We start from the raw sequence: 18,563 nt of genomic DNA on the forward strand, positions 1-18,563 counted from the left end.
CCCCGTCAGCGGTTGGCGATGCCCCACATCGCGAACAGGTATTTCCGGACCGCGAAGATGAAGGCGAGCGAGGGCAGGATCAGCAGGAAGCCGCCGGCGAAGCGGAAATGCAGCGGCGATTCCGCCAGCACCGTCAGCAGATAGGCGGTGAGGGTGCGGTTCTTCACCGAGAGCACCGAGGCGGCGAAGACCTCGTTCCAGGAAATGACGAAGGCGAAGATCGCCGCTGCGGCGATGCCGGGCAGAGCCAATGGCAGCACCACCTTGCGGAAGGCCTGCCAGCGGCTGCAGCCGAAGACCCAGGCCGCCTCTTCCAGCTCGCGCGGGATCGCCTGGAACAGGCTCGCCGAGACCAGTGCCGCGAAGGGCAATGCCAGCGCCGTGTGCACGAGACCGACGCCGAAGGCGGTATCGTAGAGCCCGATGCGGATGAAGGCGACCGTCAACGGCAGCGCCAGGATGGCGAGCGGAAAGGCGCGGGTCAGCAGGATCAGCAGACGATAGGCGTTCTGGCCGCGGAAGGAGAAGCGCGCCAGCGCATAGCCGGCGGGCGCGCCGAGACCGATCGAGAGGGCCATGCAGGTCAGCGCCGCGATGATGCTGTTGACCATCGCCGGCCAGACGCCCTCGACGGCGAGGAAGGTCTGCAAGGCGGCAAGCGAGGCATCGCCCGGCCACAGCGATTTCGGCCAGCGGAAGACGCCGCTGCGTCCGCCGACGGCGCCGAGCGTGATCAGCCAGATCGGCACCAGCACCCAGGCGCAGAGCGCGACGACGCCGGTCCAGAAGACGGTGCGCTTCAGCCCGCTCATGGCTGCTGCTCCGCCGGGACGCGCAGCACCCGCAGGTAGATCGCGGTCGCGGCGAGCGAAATCAACACGATCAGCATCGCATAGGCGGCCGCGACGCCGGTGTTCTGGTTGGCGTTCTGCCAAGTGTACGCTTCGCCGACCAGCACCGGGAAATTGGTGCCGCCAATGGCGTAGACCACCGCGAACACCTCGAAGGCGAGCACGGTGCGCAGGATCAGAGCCGTCTGGATGCTGGGCTTGAGCAGCGGCAGGGTTATCAGGCGGAAGATCGTCCAGGGCCTGGCGCCGAAGACCTCGGCCGCCTCGCGATATTCCTTCGGGATGAGCTGCAGGCCGGCGACCAGGATGACCAGCACGATCGCGGTGGCGCGCCAGATCTCGGCGAGGACGACGCCGAGGAAGAGCGTTCCCGGCGTCTCATAGGTCAGCCAGGCGGTCGGTCCGTCGACCAGCCCGAGCCCGTAGAGCGCGCTATTGAGATAGCCGCGATCCTGCAGGATCGCGAGCCAGACCAGGCCGGCGGCGAGATCGGAGACGCCGAGCGGGATCGTCCAGACCCAGAGCACGAGATCGCGCCCGCGACCGATCTTCTCGATCATCACGCTCAGCCCGAGGGCGAGCGCGAGCTGGATCGGCACCACCACGAGGACAAGGAGGAAGGTGTTGCGCAGGGCCGGACCGAAGTTCAGGTCCGAGACCATGCGCCGGTAGTTGCCGAGCGAGGCCACCCCGCCTTCGCTGAAGGACAGCGCGATCGTCTGCACCAGGGGCAGCAGGAAGATCGCCGCCAGGAAGACCAGGGACGGCGCCAGCAGCAGATAAGGAAGGGCTCGCGACTGCGCTCGCTTCATGGCGGTCCCGGCGGCGGGTGGTAGAATGGGAAAAGCGGGCGGCCCGAAGGCCGCCCAGGAGGGAGGAAGCGTTGGGTCAGTTGACCGGGCAGGCGCCTTCGCTCGGCTTGTCGGGCGCCCAGCACGGTGCCTTTGTCGTCTCCATCAGGCCCTTGAGCACGACGGCCTGCGCATCGAGCACCGCGCGCGGGTTCTCGCCGCGCAGCACGATGCGCTGGAAGCTGTCGGAGAAGACCTTGTTGAACTCGCCGCCCTTGTCGCCGAGCCCGATCGGCAGCAGCGCCGGCAGCGCGTCCTTCGCCCCTTGCGTCTTGGCGACGCCCTCGGCGATCAGCTTGATGCCCGGCGAGAGATCGGCGGGCAGCTCGGCCTTCACCACTGGGAAGAAGCCGACCTCGGCCGCGGTCTTCACCTGCACGTCAGACTTGGTCAGGTGCTCGATCACCGCGGCGGCGCCGGCGCGATCGGGCGCGCCCTTCGGAATGGCGAGGCCGGCAATGACCGGCATGTAGCCGCGCCCCTTCGGGCCAGCCGGCGCCGGGAAGGTCACGTATTTGTCGGGCTCCTGCACCAGGGCGTCCTTGACGCGCGCGACATGGTCGAACGCGACCCAGACCTCGCCGGCCATCAGCGGCTCCTGCATGAAGTCGTAGCTGGTCGAGTTCGGATTGACGTACTGCCAGAGGCTCTTGAACTTGCCCCACATCGCCTCGGCCTCGGCCGAGCGGAACGGCGTCACCACCCCGCCGGTGAAGGAGGGGTAGAGGTAGCCTTGATAGAACCGCGGCATCAGCCCTTTCGGCCCGGCCGGAAAGCCGATCAGGCGCTTGCCGGTCTTCTCGGTCAGGGCTTTGCCCCAGCTTTCGAGCTGGTCATAGGTCAGCGCGTTGACATCGGTCCCGGCCGGCAGCGAGGCGAGCGCCTCCTTGCGCGCGACCATGATGTAGGTCGCCTGCATCCACGGAATGTAGACTTGCTTGCCGGTGCCTAGCTTGCCGAGCTCCATCAATCCTTGCGGGATGCCGCGATCGGCGAGCTTGGCGGCGATGTCGTCGATCGGCTCGATATCGCCGGAGGTGACGAGCGGCTGCAATTCGCCGTGGAGGGCGCCGGCGAGGCTGATCGTGCGCTTGCCGGCCCTGCCCTCGGCCTTCATGCGCACATCGAATTGTGGCGGCTCCTCGACAAGATAGGAGACCTTGCCCGGCACACCCTTGAGCAGGACCTGGCGGACCTTCTGCGCTTCCTCGACCGGTCGCAATTGCGTCGACAGGAAATTGACGTCCTGCGCGGCGGCGAGGTTCGTCGTGAACAGGATCGCAGCGGCGCCCGCGCTTGCCAGAATGGGTTTCATCAACTCCTCCCTCAGTGTTCGTTTTCGTGCGACCTTGCCGGCCGCTTCAGTCCGGCTTTGGAATGTCAGGCTTCACCGCTCGAGCCTCGCGGTATCTGGCGCAAATCCAGTACGGCCGAGAGCTCGCGCGGGTCTCTCCCGCCCATGCGGGCAAGAACCATCGCGGCGAGCCGCGCGCCGACCTCGGCCGGCGGCAGTTCCAAGGTCGTGAGCCCGGGCCGCGCATAGGAAGCGGCGGGAATGTTGTCATGGCCGGTGACCGCGATATCCGGACCGATGGCGAGGCCGGCCTCGACCACGGCCTGCATCGCTCCGAGCGCCATCCGGTCGGTGGCGCAGACGAGAGCCGTTGGCGGCTGGCTTCCAGCCAGCAGTTCGGCGGCGAGGCGGTGGCCGTCCGCTTCGGTCGGCTCGCCTTCGATGAAGAGCCGTTGCACGTCCTCCTCAAAGCCGGCTTCGATCATCGCCTGCCGCCAGCCGGCGGCGCGCAGCGTCGCGAAGGTGAGGTAGGACGGCGCCGATAGATGCGCGATCCGGCGATGCCCCAGGCCGATCAGGCGCGTCGTCAGCGTCCTGAAGCCGGCTTGCCCATCGCCGTCGACGAAGGCATAAGGCCGCCTGGTCTCGGTCCGGCCATGGCAGATGAAGGGAACGCCCTTCGCCTCGAGATAGGCGACGCGCTCGTCCTTGCGGCGGGTGCGGGCGAGGATGAAAGCGTCGGCGCGGCCACTCTCCACCAGCCGGCGATAGGTCGCCATCTCCTCGAGGCCGGGGCGGGCCGCGAGCAGGATGAGGTCATGCTGCTCGGCCGCAAGCTTCTCTCCGATCGCCGCCAGCAGTTCCGCAAAGACCGGCTCGTGAAAATGCCCGGGCTGTGCCGGCATGACGAAGGCGACCGTCTCGCCAGTGCCCTTGCGCAGGCGGCGCGCGGCGCTGTGCGGACGATAATTGGCTTCGCGCGCCGCATGCCGGACGCGCTCGCGCGTCGACTGGGCAACGTCCGGATAATCGTCGAGAGCCCGCGACACCGTGGTGATCGAGAGCCCCAGATTCCGCGCAAGGTCCTTCAGAGAGCTCAAAACAGGTCTCCAAAACGTTTTGGAAAATTACCGTGTCGATGACACAAGTCAACCGGCCAGCGTTGACCGGAGGGCCTGTCTTCCTCCTGGGCGGCCACGCGACCGCCCGGGCGCGGCACGCTTTCGCGCCGATGACGAGATCTCGCAGGCCTGGGCGCCCTATGCGCTGGCGCCGGGCTTGGTCGCACAGCTGTCGACCAGCCACCTCCTCCTTGCCACGCCGGCCGGGCTCATCAGGGCGGCAATGGGCTGGATCGGGACGGGTGCGCTCGCCGCTGTCCTCGCCATCACCTAGGGACTCGGTGACGTCCTCTCCTCGCGGCAAGGCATCGGCCAGACACTCGCGACAGCGCTGCGCTAACTCCGGACATTGGTGATCAGCCAGAACCAGACTTTCCTGGGTAGCCGCCGCCTTTGACTATGGAATGCGGCGAACATTCCACATGCTCGGTATCGTCGACTCGAGGAAGCCGGTCAGGTCAGCCCGATAGGCCGTTGGGATGAAGAACTGGCCGAGCGGGATGATCGGAGCCTGCTTGAATGCATCGACCTGGATGGCCTCCGCGATCGCCTTCTGTTCGACCGGATCCTTCGCGGTCAGCCATTTCGAGGCGAGCTCCTCCACCGTCGCGTTCTCGTACCAGCCAAACCAGCCCTTGCCGCCCTGCCCGCGCAGCGTCTGGTTGATCGCGGGATTGTCGACGGCGAGCGAGGGCCACCAGGTGTGGAAGACGCTCCAACCACCCTTCTCGACCGGCTCGCGCGAGGCGCGCCGCTGGACGACCGATCCCCAATCGGTTTCCACCAGCTCGACCTTGATCCCGAGCTTGCGAAAGAGATCCTCGGTGATCTGCCCGAGCGGACCGATGCTGGCGATGTCGGTCGGGCTGATGATGACCACCCGCTCGCCCTTATAGCCGGCCTCGCGCAGCATCGCCTTGGCACGTTCGAGGTCGCGCGGTCCCTTGAGCGGCTCGGCACCGGCCTCGCCGGCATAGCTCGTGCCGCATGGCCACATCGAGACGCAGCTGCGGAAATTCTCATCGATGCCGCCAGTAACTGAGCGCATGTAGTCGGTTTGCTCGACGGCGAACACGATCGCCCGGCGGATGGCCGGATTGTCGAATGGCGGGTGCAGCGTGTTGAAGCGCATCATGCCGATGAAGCCGGCCCGGTCGTGAATGGCGACCTTGACGCCCTTGCTGGTCTGCAGGGCCGGGATCAGATCCGGCAGTGCCTGGTCCCACCAGTCGATCTCACCCGTCTGCAGGGCTGCCGCAGCGGTCGCGGCATCCGGCATGACGATCCATTCGATCCGCTCGAAATGCGCGACCTTGCCGCCGGCCGTGCGCTCTGCCGGCTCGGAACGCGGGACGTAGGCGTCGAACCTGGCATAAACCGCCTTGCTGCCGGAGACGTATTCGTCCTTCAGGAAGCGATAGGGTCCCGAACCGACGATCTCGGTGATCTGCTTGAAGGGATCGGTCTTCGCCACACGCTCCGGCATCATGAAGGGCGTGATGCCGAGAGGCTTGGCGAGCGCTTCGAGGAACAGCGGAAAGGCGGAACGGAACGTCACGCGAAAGCGCTTGTCGTCCAAGGCCTCCCATGTGTCCGCCATAGCGTCGAGCAACTGGCCGAAGGCGTCGCGCTTGGCCCAGCGTTGCAGGCTTGCGATGCAGTCGCGGGCGAGCACGGGTTGGCCGTCATGCCATGTCAGACCTTCGCGCAGCTCGACCGTCCAGACCCGGCCATCGGCCGACACGGAATGGCCCCTGGCCATCTGGGGCTGCGGCCTCAGCGCGTTGTCGAGGCCATAGAGCGTGTCGAAGACGGCGTAGCCATGGTTCGTCGTGACCTGGGCCGTCGTCCAGATCGGATCGAGCGAAGTCAAATTCGCCTGCGGCACAAATTTGAGGACTTTCGGATCGCGCCGCTGGGCACCCGCTCGACCTGAAGCCGCGATCGTCACAAGCCCTGCCGACGCCGCCAGGAAATCTCGCCGTCTCATCACCATCCCCCTTCTGTCTTTTATCGGATCAGGTTGACACGTGCCAAATTAATTGTCCATCGTACAATTAATCTGCAGCTGAGGGAGAAAACATGAACCCGCGTTTCGATCGTGCTGCTCTGCGCGGCAAGGCTCAGAGTGTGCTCGGGCTCGTCGATCCAGCGAGCCTTGGTCCTACGCTGATGCACGAGCATCTGATCTGGGACATCCGCACGACTGCGATGGTCGCGGACCCCGATCAGGGACCCGAGATCTCCCTCTGCAACTGCTTCCGCATGAACTACGGACGCTGGAAGGTGCCCGGAAATCTCGTCCTGCGCTGCCGCGATACGGCCGCCAGGGAAGTCCAAGCCATGGTCGATGCCGGCGGGCGGACCATCGTCGAGCTCAGCAATGGCGGGCTGAGGCCCGATCCCGATGGACTCGCCGAAATCGCACGCCGGACCGGCGCGATCATCGTCATGGGCTGCGGCCACTATGTCCACGACTACCAGGACCGGGCCAATGACGACCGCGACATCGACAGCTTCGCCGCGGAGATGATCGACCAGGTCTTCGAGGGTGCCTGGGGCACATTGGTGCGTGCCGGTATCATCGGCGAAATCGGCTGCCAGGTGCCGTGGACCGATCTGGAGAAGCGCGTGCTGCGCGGTGCCCTGATCGCCCAGAAGGAGACCGGCGCGGCGGTGAACATCCATCCCGGACGTGCAGTCGAGCAACCGCAGGAGATCGCCGCTTTCGTCCTGGCGCATGGCGGCGATATCGGCCGCGTCATCTTCAGCCATATCGATCGGACGATCTTCGACGAGGCCACGCTGCTGCGTCTGGCCGATACCGGCTGCGTGATCGAGTTCGACCTCTTCGGCCAGGAGCAGGCCTTCTACACCTGGGCCGATATCGACATGCCGAACGACGCAGGGCGTCTTCGCTTTATCCGCAGCCTGATCGACCACGGCCATCTCGAGCGCATCGTGATCAGCCACGACATCTGCTACAAGACGCGGCTGACCAGCTTCGGCGGGCATGGCTATACCCACATCTTCGAGAACATCGTTCCGCTGATGCGTTCTCGAAACTTTTCGGAGGCCGAGATCGAGGCGATCCTGGTCGGCAACCCCCGCCGGCTGCTGACCTTCGTTTGACCGGGCGGCTCAGGCCGGCTTGTGTGCGAGCGTACGCAGGCCGGTGATGATCGTCTCGACATAGAAGTCGAAGCTGTGCGTCATCGGCTTCTCGGCGCCGCCTTGCCAGCGCACGATGAAGGCGCGGTTGGCGAGCGCGTCGAGATTGCGTGCGAGCCGGGGGAAACGGCCGGCATCGACGCTGCGGATCTCGGCCTCGAAGGCGTTCGCCCATTCGCTGGCGTCTTCGGTGGGGCCGGGTGCGAGCTCCAGCGTGACATAGCCGAGCAGGCCCGCGACTACCGTATTGTAGGCATCGACCAGCCGTTCGCCGCCAAAGCCCGCGGATTCCAGAGCCGCGAGGATGCGCTCCACGATCTCCATGTCGACGCCGGTGTTCGAGACGATCTGGGCGCCGAGCAATGGCGCGATATTGGGGTGCTTGCGCAGCGAGTCGCGGTAGCGGGTGAAAAGCGCGCGAATCCAGTTCTCCCAGTCGACGACCGCATCCTCGGCGGGCGGGACGACATCCGTGAAAGCCGTGGCCGCGACCGCGCCGAGCACGGCATTGCGGCCGCCAGGCATGTGCCAATACAGCGCCGTCGGAAACACGCCGAGCGCTCGCGCGAGCTCGCGCAGGCTGAAGCCCTCCAGTCCCCGCTCGTCGATGAGCCGCAACGCTTCCGCCACGATCTGCGCGCGATCGAGCGCGACCACTTCGTCACGCTTGGGGCGGCCCCGACGCTTGCGTTGCTCGGCTTCCGGCATGTCCTCCCCGGCGTTCGCTTCGATCGGGCCCGCTTCTGCTCGACACGTCGCAATTAGCAGCCGCATCGAGGACGCGATACCATGCAGCGCAAATCCTCGCCGGCGGCTCTCGACAAATAAATTGTACAACGTACAATTATTGTCGATGAGGCGATGACGCTGCAGGAGCGGCGCGTCGAGGCAAATCGATGGACGGCAGATCATGGATGCGGCGCGGCGGAACAGAGTGATCGACGACGAGTTGGTGGAGGCCCGGTCGCGCTATGCGGAGCGGCGGCCGAAGTCGCTGGCCGTCCACCAACGCGCCTGCGAAGTGATGCCGGGTGGAAACACCCGGACCGTTCTCTACCATGGCCCGTTTCCGCTGCGGCTGGCTCACGGCCAGGGAGCGGTGGCGACCGACGCCGACGGCCATCGCTATGTGAATCTTCTCGGCGAATACACCGCCGGCCTGTTCGGCCATTCCCACCCGGTCATCCGCAAGGCGATCGACGCAGCGCTCGACGGCGGCGTCAACCTCGGTGGCCACAACCTGTTCGAGACCGAGCTCGCCCGGCATGTGGTCGCCCGTTTTGCGGCGATCGAGCAGGTGCGCTTCACCAATTCCGGCACCGAGGCGAACCTGATGGCGATCGCCACAGCGCGCGCCTTCACGAAACGGTCGAAGGTGCTGGTATTCCGGGGCGGCTACCATGGCGGCCTGCTGTATTTCGGGGGCGGTGGCATTCCGATCAACGCGCCCTACGACTTCATCGTCGCGCCCTACAACGACAGCGAGACGACGGCGCGTCTGATCCGGGAGAACGCACCGGATCTCGCCTGCGTACTGACCGAAGCGATGATGGGCTCGGGCGGCTGCATTCGCGGGCGCCCGGATTTCCTCGCCATGCTGCGCGAGGAGACGCGCGCTGCGGGCGCGCTCTTCGTCCTCGACGAGGTGATGACGTCGCGCTTTGGCCGCAGCGGCGCCCATGGCCTGCTCGGCCTCGACCCCGATCTCGTCACGCTCGGCAAATGGATCGGCGGCGGCATGTCCTTCGGGGCCTTTGGTGGCCGGGCCGACATCATGGCGATGTACGATCCTGAGAGGCCGGGCTCTCTGCCGCATGCGGGAACCTTCAACAACAACGTCCTCTCCATGTCGGCCGGCATCGCTGCGCTGACGCAGGTCTTCACGCCGGAGATCGCCGTAGAGTTGCACGCGCACGGCGAGCGCCTGCGAGAACGGCTGAACGAGGTTTTCCGCGAGGCCGATGTCGCGCTTCAGGCGAGCGGACAAGGCTCGCTGATGACTATCCATGGCCTTCGCGGCCCGGTAAACACGCCGGACGACCTCGCCGGCAGCGACGATCGCATCAAGGAGCTCGTCTTCCTGGATTTGCTCGAGCGCGGCTTCTACCTCGCCCGTCGCGGCTTCATCGCCTTGTCTCTGGCCGTCGACGATGCGGCGACGGAGCAATTCCTCACCGCATTGCGGGACATCGTCACGGAGCGCAGGCATGTGCTCACCTGAGCGGATGTGGCTGCAGTCACCGCAGGGCGGTTTCTTCTCGTAGAGCTGCGTCGAAATCGGGTTGCTGGATCATGCCGATAGCTCGCCTCAATCGGCCTCGTAGAGGGCCTTGAACCAGATCGCCGATAGCTCCTGGATCAGCGCTTCGCGATCGGCCGCGGCTGCAATGATGTCCGGATTTCGGATGACGAAAATTTCGCGCAGGATGTCGTCGACCATGCATTCCATGGCGAAGATGCGCAGCTTCAGCCGGACTGGATCGAGCGGTGATGGGCGGTGCTGGCCGGCATGCGCCAGAACCCGCTCCGCCCAACGGCGGTTGACGCGCTGCTTTTCCGCCATCAGCTCCGGCAAGATCTCGCGAAGCTCGCGGACGCGCTCCATGAAGACCGCGTTCTTCTCGAAATAGTCGACGTAGTAGCGGTTCGTATTGATGATCGCCTCGAGCGGCGAGCGTCCGACGGCGCCTCCGCTGGGCATCGCGAGCGTCAGGTCCTGCAGCGCGAGGAGGACGAACCGCACGGCCTCCTCCTTCGAGGCGACGTACTGATAGAGCGCTGCGCGCGAGACGGTCGCGATCTCGGCGATGCGGTCCATCGACAATTGCGCGAAGGAAGCCTGCTCCAGGGCAACCGCGCTCGCCCAGACGATCCGGCGGCGCGTCCGCTCGCCCTTGCGCAGCCCGATTTCGGACGCGTCGGCCTTGAGCAGCTCGGTCAGGCGCGGCGCCGGCTTTCCATCCCTGCCCAGGCCTTCGATCGCCGGATTGGCCGCTGTGGTGCTCTTGGCCATGTCAGGATCGTCTCGCTTTTTTGGTCATGAGGCATCTTGCCAAAAACTAACGTACGTGTCAGCTTTCAAAAACTGACATGAATGTCACAAAATATAAAACGGGGATCCGACCAATGGCAAAGCTTGTGCAGCCGACGCGCCGTCATGTCGTCACCGCGCTTGGTGGCGTTGCCTCGACACTGGCGATGCCGAATATCGGCCAGGCACAGGCGCGCCGCATCGTCGTTCGCGATCTCGGCATCGGCACGTCCTTCAACGATGCCTATGGTCGCGAGTTCACCAGGGCCACGGGGATCGAGGTGCAGCCGATCACCGGCGCCAATGATCCGATCGGCCAGATCAAGCAGATGGTCGACGCCAAGACCTATACCTGGGACATGTCGATCGTCGCGCGCCAGGTCGCCAATCAGCTCGCGGCCGACGGAAAAGGTTATCTGGAGCCGCTCAAACTGGAGAGTGAGCCGAGCTGGCAGGCGCTGCCCGACACCTTCCGCTCGCCGTTCTATGCCGGCAACGACGTTGTCGCGACCGTCCTCGGCTACCGCACCGACCGGGTGAAGGCGGCTCCGAAAAGCTGGGCCGATTTCCTCGACGTCGCCAGATTTCCCGGCCGACGGGCGATGCGCCGTTCGCCGGTCGACAGCGTCGAGCAGGCGCTGCTCGCCGATGGTGCTGGGCCGGACAAGCTCTATCCACTCGACTTCGACCGCGCCTTCCGAAAGCTCGATGGAGTCAAGAAGGACATCTCCGCCTGGTGGACCTCCGGAGCTCAGTCGACCCAGCTGCTGCAGTCCGGTGAGGTCGATTTCTGTCCGAGCTGGAACGGTCGCATCCAGGCCGCGATCAATGCCGGCGCACCGGTGGCGATCATGTGGGAGCAGGCCCTGTGGCAGTCCGAGGGCTGGGTGATCCTCAAGGGCGGTCCAAAGGCCGATCTCTGCCGCGAGTTCATCAAGTTCGCGCTGGCACCTGAGCGCCAGGCGATCTTCGCCAAGGCGACCGGCTACGGACCGACGGTGCCGGCCGCGCTCGACAAGATCGAGCCCGCCGTAGCGCGGACCATGCCGACCTTCCCCGCCAACAAGGCCAGCGCGATCCTCGTCGACGTCGATTTCTGGACGCGGACACGCGATCAGGCGACCGAGCGCTTCACCAAATGGGTCGTCGGCTGACGCGAGGCCGATATCCGACCGTTCAACGCCATGGGCGACCTGAGCCGTGCCGCCTGCCCCGTACCAAAGCTAGTCCTTTGACCCATCCAAAGCTCGATATTCGCAGCGTGGCCAAGCGCTATGGCGAGGCGGTCGCACTGAACCCGACCAATTTGCAGGTCGCTGCCGGTGAGTTCCTGACCCTGCTGGGACCGTCCGGCTCGGGCAAGACGACGCTGCTGATGATGATCGCCGGTCTCACCGAGACCTCCGGCGGCGAGATCCTGCTGGATGGGGAGGAGATCACCGGCAAGCCGGCTTATCGACGCGAGATCGGCGTGGTCTTCCAGAACTATGCGCTGTTTCCGCATCTCAGCGTCTTCGAGAACGTCGCCTTTCCCTTGCGCATGCGCAAACGCTTGGAGAGCGAGCTCAAGAGCGCTGTCGGCCGCGCGCTCGAGCTGGTGCGACTCGGCCATCTCGCCGGACGCTTGCCACGAGAGCTTTCCGGCGGGCAGCAGCAACGCGTCGCCTTCGCGCGCGCCATCGTTTTCGACCCGCAGCTCGTGCTGATGGACGAGCCCCTCGGCGCTCTCGACAAGAAGCTGCGCGACGAGCTCAAGCTCGAGATCCGCAAGCTCCACGCCGAGCTGAAGAAGACCATCGTCTACGTCACGCATGATCAGGACGAGGCGATGCTGCTCTCCGACCGCGTCTGCCTGATGAACGAGGCGCGAGTCGAGCAGATCGACACGCCGGCTGCGCTCTACGAGCGGCCACGCACGCGCTTCGCCGCGGGCTTCGTCGGCGAAAGCAACCTGATCGACGGCATCGTCGCCGGTGGGCGTATCAGGATCGGTGAACAGCTGCTGGCAACGGCCCATGGTGATCGCCTGCCTGCGGAAGGACAGTCGGTCACCGTCCTGATCCGCCCGGAAAGGCTGCACTTCGCAGGGATGTCGGACGTCGCGCAGCTGCAAGGCAAGGTCGTCGACGTCATCGATCTGGGAGCGGTGCGGCGCCTGTCGATCGCTGGCGATCTCGCTGCCGGGCTCACCATGACCGTCCTCGGCGGCGGCAGGCCGGTCGAGGTCGGGACCGACGTTGCGCTGACGGTTGCCCCGGAAGACGTCGTGCCCTTGACGGAGCGTGCGTCGTGACCCGTCTCGGCCGGCACCTCCTGCCCTTCGCGCCTGCCGCCCTGCTGCTCGGCCTGTTCTTCGTCGCGCCGATCGGCGGGTTCCTGGTCCAGGGCTTCCTCGATCGTGACGGCGCGTTGACGCTGGACCATGTCGGCCGGATGTGGGCGGCCGGCACCTATGTGCAGGTGATGATCACGACAGTGAAGATCTCGCTGTGGGTGACGGTCTTCAGCGTGCTCGTCGGCTATCCCGTGGCTTATGTGCTCGCCAACGCCGACCCCCGGCGCAAATCGACCTGGGCGCTGTTCGTCCTGCTGCCGTTCTGGTCGAGTTTTCTCGTGCGCACCTTCGCCTGGATCGTGATCCTGGGCCGGCAGGGCCCGGTCAATGCCGCACTTGTCTCGGCGGGCTTGAGCGATCAGCCGCTGGACCTGCTCTATGGCTGGGCGGCGGTCGTGATCGGCATGACCAATGTGCTGGTCCCCTTCGCGATCCTCACCATGGTCGGCGTGATGGAGCGGATCGACCGCGGCCTGATGGTCGCGGCGGGCACGCTCGGGGCACGGCCGGTGCAGGCCTTCTTCCGCGTTTACCTGCCGCTGTCCATGCCGGGCGTCACGGCTTCGGCGCTGCTGATCTTCATCACGGCACTCGGGTTCTTCATGGCTCCGGCCCTGCTCGGCAGCGCGCGCGAGACGATGATCACGCAGCTCGTCATCCAGCAGGTGATGGAATTGGTGAACTGGCCCTTTGCCGCCATTCTCTGCCTGCTGCTTCTTGCCACCGCACTCGTCCTGTTCGTGCTGTTCGACAAGGCCGTCGGCCTCTCGACCCTGTCGGGCGAGGCTGGCCGCAACGCATCTGCCGGGAGCGGCGTGGGGCGCCAGATCTGCGGAGTGCTGGGAGATCTCGCTGCATGGCTGGCGGAGACCTTGCGCCTGGCCCCGCCCAGGCCCGGAGAGGGAGGTGTCGGGACGAAGGGGCTCGCCATCCTCGCGGTCCTGTTCCTCGTCGTGCCGCTGTTGCTGCTGCTGCCGGTTTCTTTCTCTCGGCAGGAGTTCCTGTCCTGGCCTCCAGCTGGCATCGATTTGCGCTGGTACCGGGAGGTATTCTCCTCGCCGGTCTGGCTCGACGCAGCCGGCCGCTCCTTCATTGTCGCCCTGCTGACCACGGTGCTCTGCCTTGTGGTGGCGGTGCCGGCGGCCCTGGCCTTCCAGCGGCTCCAGGGTGGCAGGGCGAGCGCGGCCTTCGCCGCGATGATCGCGCCGCTGCTGGTGCCGCGCATGGTGATCGCGGTTGCGCTGTTCTACGTCTACGCCAGGCTCGGCCTCGTCGGCACAGTCGCCGGATTGGTCATCGGGCATGCGGTGATCGCGCTGCCTTATGTCTTCATCGCCGTCACGGCCGTGCTCAAGACCTATGACCGGCGCCTCGATCAGGCGGCGGCCTCGCTCGGTGCATCGCCGCTGGTGACGGCGCGTCGCGTGACGCTGCCGCTGATCGCCGGCGGCATCGTCTCGGCGTCGCTGTTCGCCTTCGTGATCTCGCTCGACGAGCTCAATGTCGCGCTCTTCGCCTCCGGCGGGCTGCAGTCGACGCTGCCCAAGTTGATGTGGGACGAGGCGACTCTGCGCTTTTCGCCACTGCTGGCTGCCGTCTCCACCCTCGTCCTGCTCGTGATGAGCGCGCTCGTGCTGCTCGCCGCGCGCCTGCGTCCCGCTTCCTGAGGATCCCCATGCCGCTCAGCTATTCCAAGGCCGGTGCCGTCGCCACCTTCACCATCGACAATGGCAAGGTGAACGTCTTCACCCCGGCGATGCATCGCGAGCTTCACGACGCGCTGGTCGACTTCAACCGCGACCCGGCCATCCGGGTCGGCATCCTGACCGGCTCGGCCGGCGAGAGCTTCTGTGCCGGCGACGATATCCGCACTATTCTGCCGGAGCTCACCCCGCAGGAGGCTTTGGAAGCGCATCTGTCCCCGCACTGCCATGAGGAGCGCACCGGGCTGACGCGCCCAGGCTGGGAGCAGGACGTCATGCGCCTGCGCCGCGTGAAGCCGATCATCGGCGCGGTCGACCGGTATTGCCTCGGCCAGGGGTTGATCTACCTGCTGCTGCTGACCGAGCTCAGGATCGCGACGGAACGCGCGCAGTTCGGCTTTCCCGAGATCGCCTATGGCATGGGCGGCGCCGGCGCGATGACGCGTCTCGGCCGTATCGTCCCGCAGGCGGTCGCGATGGAGATGCTGCTGCTCGGGGAGCGGATCGACGCCGCCAAGGCGCTTTCGGTCCACCTGATCAACAGGGTCGTCCAGCCGGAACGATTGGCATCCGAAGCGCAGGCGATGGCGGAGGCGATCGCGAAGCATCCGCCGGTCGCTGTGCAGGTCGAACTCGAAACCTACAACCGGGCGATGGACATGCCGCGCGAGCAGGCGACGGACTATGCCGGCACGCTCTTCCGCTTCCAGCGTGTCGCCTATGACGGCCCCGGCGCCGGCACCGGCTTCTTCCGCAAGAACGACGACCAGCAATAGGCCGGCGCGATGACGACAAAAATAAGCGTTGCGGAGCTCGCGGCGGAAAAGGCTCGCATCAAGACGCTCGAGGCGGGCTTCCTCACCACCACGATCGGGGAATTCTGCCGTAAGCGCGCCGCCGAGCTTGGCGACAAGCCTTTTCTGGAGGTGTTCGATCGAGGCGAGACCGCGACCTATGCGCAGGCGGACCGGGCTTCGAACCGGATCGCGAATGCGCTCGCCGGCCTCGGCATCGGCAAGGGCGACCGGGTCGCTGTCATGCTGCCGAACCGGATCCTCTACCCCTTGCTGTTTCTGGCGCTGGCCAAGCTCGGCGCGATCCATGTGCCGGTCAACGCACGCTACACGCCACGCGAGATCGCCTATGTCGCCGGCGATTCCGGCGCGGCGGCGTTGATCATCGATCCGGCTCATCTGGATACGCTCGCGGCGGTCGAGGATCGCGACCGGCTGCCCTCGATGGCTCGAACGCTGGTGCCCGACGGCAAGGCAAGGCCGGGCATGATCGATTTCGATGCACTTGCCGCGGAAGCCTCGGACGCTGCGCCCGTCGATCCAGGCATCGGCCCGGACGACCTGATGAACATCCAATACACATCCGGCACCACGGGTTTCCCGAAGGGCTGCATGCTCAGCCACGACTACTGGATGGTGTTAGCTCAGAGTGCAGCAGGGTGGGACGCCGAGCCGGCCCTGCGCCTGATGACGGCCCAGCCCTTCTTCTACATGGATCCGCAATGGCACCTGCTGAAGACCATGGTGCTCGGCGGCACGCTGTTCATCGCCCCGCAGCTCTCCTCCTCGCGTTTCATCGGCTGGGTGAAGCAATACGGCATCGAGTGGTGCCAGTTCCCGATCCTGATGACCCGCCAGCCTGAAGAGCCGGATGACGGATCGACCGCACTCAGGCAGGTCGCCAGCTTCGGCTGGGACGGCGAGACCTGCCGGGCCTTCAAGCGGCGCTTTGGCGTCATGGCGCGCGAGGGCTTCGGCATGACCGAGATCGGCCTCGGCACGCTGATGCCGGCGAGCTTCGAGGCGATGTACGATTCCGGCTCCGTCGGAATCGACGGGCCGTTCCGTGAAACCACGATCCGTGACGAGGACGGCAGGGTGGTTTTACCCGGCCAGCGCGGAGAGCTCTGGGTGCGCGGGCGCGGTCTGCTCAAGGGCTATTGGAACCGCGCTGACGCCGACGCGGAAGCATTTCGCGACGCGGACGACGGCGGTTTTCGCTGGTTCCGGACCGGTGATCTGTTCGAAGGCGACGAGAATGGCTTTCTCTGGCTGGTCGGGCGGCTCAAGGACATGATCCGCCGTTCCTCGGAGAACATCGCCGCGCGCGAGGTCGAGGCTGTGATCCGCGAACTGCCGCAGGTGGAGGATTGCGCGGCGGTGCCGGTGCCGGACATCAAGCGAGGTGAAGAGGTCAAGATTTACGTGCAGCTCAAGCCCGGCCTTTTGCCGACGGATCTGCCGGCCGAGGCGATCCTGGCACATGCCCGCAAGGGCCTGGCTGCCTTCAAGGTTCCGCGCTTTTACGCCTATGTCGAGAATTTCCCGCGAACTGTTTCCAACAAAATCGAAAAGCGCAACCTGCTAGCTGGCGTCGACGATCTGCGTGCGGATGCCTGGGATGCGGAAGACTCGACAGCCTCGCCCCGATAGCTCCGAGCGCGATCCTACGCATACAGCTTGCGTTCGGCCTCGCCGCAAGGCGCCAACTCGCGGCCGACACGCAGGACCACGCCTTCAAGGCGAACCTCGCGTCGGGTTCCGGCTGGTTCAAGCTTGGTCGGCTGCAAATCGCTATCGGTTGGCGGTTTACGGCAGCCGAGGCGCCGCAGGTTCCGCAGCGCCTCAACGCATCCCGCTCACCACCTGCACACGCCCTCCGAAGCCTGAGCGGAACAGGGCCTCATGCGCGTCCTGATCAGGATCGTAGCAGCAGTCTTCGACCAGATGCACATCGTAATCTGCATCGCTGGCCCAGGCGACGCTCGAAAGAACGACGCCCGTCGTGCTTATCCCGGCCATGACGAGCGTGCTTACGCCGCGCGTCCGCAGGTCGGCGTCGAGTGACGTGCCATGAAAGACGCTGGCTCGCGGACATGCGTAGAAGAGGTCTCCTTTCTCCACCGCCAGTCCTGCGACGGGCAGTCCGGTCCGAAACCGCCCGCTCGGGAGATAAGGGGTGATCTGGCGGTTGCTCGCCGGTGGTGCATGCTCATAGCCTTCGCCCAACGAAAAATTCGGGAAGAGCACCGGCCGGCCGGTGGAGCGCCAACGCCGGATCAAGGCGTTGCAACGATCCAGCAAGGGCGATGGCTGCTCCCCGAACAGGATGTCGAACACATCGACCTGGTAGTGCATGACGACGAGAGCCGCCCTCTCGATGAAACTACCCTGAAAATCGACCGGCATCGCAATCATCCCGCGCTAGATTTGAACCGCGCCCCGTAGCTCGTACGCACAGCTCGACTTGAACTCAGGAAGCGTTCGCTGACGCGAGGCTGCGACCCCACGCAATCAACTGCTCCACGGTCGCTATCGCCCCGCCACACACGATGACCAGGATGTTCTGGAAATCGGCGAGTTCCGCCACCTGCTCGTAGATCGTGGCAATGCTGGCTCCGCAGGCCGGTTCGACGAGAATGCGATGGTCGTCGAGGAAGCGCAGGCAGCCGTCGACCGCCTGAAGATCCGACACCACGGCGCAGCCGATGCGGTGCTTCGACAGCACGGCGAACGCATGCGCCGCCACCTGGCGAGCGCCGAGCGAGGTGGCGATGCTGTCGATCGCCGGCAGAACGATGCGTTCGCTCCGGGCAGCCGATTGGGCGAGGCAGGAGGCACCGATCGTCCCCACAGTAAGAACGGGCGTCGTCAGCTTGTGGCGCTGCAAGCCTTCGACGACGCCGCTGAGCAATCCCCCGCCGCCGACAGAAAGGACGACGAGGTCGGGCTGCACGCCCGCCTCGACCACTTCGTCGATGATCGTCGAATGCCCCTGCCAGACCACCGGATCGTCGAAAGGGTGGATGAACGCATCGCTGGCCGTCAGCATCGCCAGCGCGTGCTCGTTCGCCTCCTGCCAGGACGCGCCGTGGACCAGGATTTCGGCACTCATGTCGGAGATCAGGCGACGCGCCCTTGGCGGTGTCGTCTCGGGGACGACCACCGTCACCGGGATGCCAAGCTCACGCCCGGCATAGGCGGCGGCTATCCCGGCGTTGCCGCCGGACGAGCTGACGAAACGTTCGACCCCGCGGCTCGCATGGTGCTGGCACGCAAGGCCGATGCCGCGCAGCTTGAACGATCCCGTCGGCTGAAGGGATTCGAGCTTCAGCCAGACCTTGCATCCGCTCGCGCGGGAGAGAGGCGATGAGCAATAGGTAGGCGTTCTGACATGGAGGGACATCATGGC

Annotated in this window: 16 protein-coding genes; 7 read left to right on the forward strand and 9 right to left on the reverse strand. The window is 65.7% G+C overall.

Annotated elements, in window-relative coordinates:
• Positions 1-5 precede the first annotated feature (5 nt).
• The 5 genes from AC1DS0_RS29090 to AC1DS0_RS29110 form a co-directional block, all read right to left on the reverse strand.
• The gene (locus tag AC1DS0_RS29090; RefSeq protein ID WP_476817694.1) at positions 6-812 is read right to left on the reverse strand and encodes a carbohydrate ABC transporter permease; all 807 of its coding nucleotides are present in this window, start codon (positions 810-812) and stop codon (positions 6-8) included.
• Positions 809-1,663 carry a carbohydrate ABC transporter permease gene (locus AC1DS0_RS29095; RefSeq protein ID WP_476817695.1) on the reverse strand — a complete coding sequence of 285 codons (855 nt, stop codon included), beginning with the start codon at positions 1,661-1,663 and terminating at the stop codon, positions 809-811. Before AC1DS0_RS29095 ends, AC1DS0_RS29090 begins: the two co-directional genes overlap by 4 nt.
• A 76-nt stretch (positions 1,664-1,739) precedes the next feature.
• On the reverse strand, positions 1,740-3,017 hold the full coding sequence (locus AC1DS0_RS29100; RefSeq protein WP_476817696.1) for an ABC transporter substrate-binding protein: 1,278 nt from the start codon (positions 3,015-3,017) through the stop codon (positions 1,740-1,742).
• A 65-nt stretch (positions 3,018-3,082) separates the two neighbouring features.
• On the reverse strand, positions 3,083-4,096 hold the full coding sequence (locus AC1DS0_RS29105) for a substrate-binding domain-containing protein (protein ID WP_476817697.1): 1,014 nt from the start codon (positions 4,094-4,096) through the stop codon (positions 3,083-3,085).
• 418 nt (positions 4,097-4,514) lie between these two features.
• Positions 4,515-5,990 carry an ABC transporter substrate-binding protein gene (locus AC1DS0_RS29110; RefSeq protein WP_476817698.1) on the reverse strand — a complete coding sequence of 492 codons (1,476 nt, stop codon included), beginning with the start codon at positions 5,988-5,990 and terminating at the stop codon, positions 4,515-4,517.
• Positions 5,991-6,199: 209 nt separating this feature from the next.
• Here AC1DS0_RS29110 and AC1DS0_RS29115 point away from each other — a divergent pair, with 209 nt between their 5' ends.
• The gene (locus tag AC1DS0_RS29115) at positions 6,200-7,249 is read left to right on the forward strand and encodes a phosphotriesterase family protein (protein ID WP_476817699.1); all 1,050 of its coding nucleotides are present in this window, start codon (positions 6,200-6,202) and stop codon (positions 7,247-7,249) included.
• 9 nt (positions 7,250-7,258) lie between these two features.
• Here the strand turns inward: AC1DS0_RS29115 and AC1DS0_RS29120 are convergent, their stop codons facing one another.
• Positions 7,259-8,200, reverse strand: a complete 942-nt coding sequence (locus AC1DS0_RS29120; protein ID WP_476817700.1) for a TetR/AcrR family transcriptional regulator C-terminal domain-containing protein — start codon at positions 8,198-8,200, stop codon at positions 7,259-7,261.
• A gap of 22 nt (positions 8,201-8,222) precedes the next feature.
• On the opposite strand from AC1DS0_RS29120, the gene AC1DS0_RS29125 reads away from it, so the two are divergent.
• Positions 8,223-9,509 carry an aspartate aminotransferase family protein gene (locus AC1DS0_RS29125; RefSeq protein WP_476817701.1) on the forward strand — a complete coding sequence of 429 codons (1,287 nt, stop codon included), beginning with the start codon at positions 8,223-8,225 and terminating at the stop codon, positions 9,507-9,509.
• An 87-nt stretch (positions 9,510-9,596) separates the two neighbouring features.
• Here the strand turns inward: AC1DS0_RS29125 and AC1DS0_RS29130 are convergent, their stop codons facing one another.
• Positions 9,597-10,301 (reverse strand): TetR/AcrR family transcriptional regulator, encoded by a 705-nt coding sequence (locus tag AC1DS0_RS29130; RefSeq protein ID WP_476817702.1) that lies wholly within the window; start codon positions 10,299-10,301, stop codon positions 9,597-9,599.
• 113 nt (positions 10,302-10,414) lie between these two features.
• On the opposite strand from AC1DS0_RS29130, the gene AC1DS0_RS29135 reads away from it, so the two are divergent.
• From AC1DS0_RS29135 to AC1DS0_RS29155, 5 genes are all read left to right on the forward strand, one after another.
• Positions 10,415-11,473, forward strand: a complete 1,059-nt coding sequence (locus AC1DS0_RS29135; RefSeq protein WP_476817703.1) for an ABC transporter substrate-binding protein — start codon at positions 10,415-10,417, stop codon at positions 11,471-11,473.
• A 107-nt stretch (positions 11,474-11,580) separates the two neighbouring features.
• On the forward strand, positions 11,581-12,612 hold the full coding sequence (locus tag AC1DS0_RS29140; protein ID WP_476817704.1) for an ABC transporter ATP-binding protein: 1,032 nt from the start codon (positions 11,581-11,583) through the stop codon (positions 12,610-12,612).
• Complete coding sequence (locus AC1DS0_RS29145) at positions 12,609-14,321, forward strand: ABC transporter permease subunit (RefSeq protein WP_476817705.1); 1,713 nt, start codon at positions 12,609-12,611, stop codon at positions 14,319-14,321. The genes AC1DS0_RS29140 and AC1DS0_RS29145 overlap by 4 nt, the downstream gene beginning before the upstream one ends.
• 8 nt (positions 14,322-14,329) lie before the next feature.
• The gene (locus AC1DS0_RS29150) at positions 14,330-15,133 is read left to right on the forward strand and encodes an enoyl-CoA hydratase/isomerase family protein (protein ID WP_476817706.1); all 804 of its coding nucleotides are present in this window, start codon (positions 14,330-14,332) and stop codon (positions 15,131-15,133) included.
• A 9-nt stretch (positions 15,134-15,142) separates the two neighbouring features.
• Positions 15,143-16,804 (forward strand): class I adenylate-forming enzyme family protein, encoded by a 1,662-nt coding sequence (locus tag AC1DS0_RS29155; RefSeq protein ID WP_476817707.1) that lies wholly within the window; start codon positions 15,143-15,145, stop codon positions 16,802-16,804.
• A 192-nt stretch (positions 16,805-16,996) separates the two neighbouring features.
• On the opposite strand, the gene AC1DS0_RS29160 is transcribed toward AC1DS0_RS29155, so the two are convergent.
• Entirely contained in the window at positions 16,997-17,560 is a 564-nt protein-coding gene (locus AC1DS0_RS29160) for a cysteine hydrolase family protein (protein WP_476817708.1), read from the reverse strand.
• Positions 17,561-17,624: 64 nt separating this feature from the next.
• Entirely contained in the window at positions 17,625-18,557 is a 933-nt protein-coding gene (locus AC1DS0_RS29165) for a pyridoxal-phosphate dependent enzyme (RefSeq protein ID WP_476817709.1), read from the reverse strand.
• Positions 18,558-18,563 lie beyond the last annotated feature (6 nt).

The sequence above is a fragment of the Allobosea sp. P4_H5 genome (genome assembly GCF_056400825.1).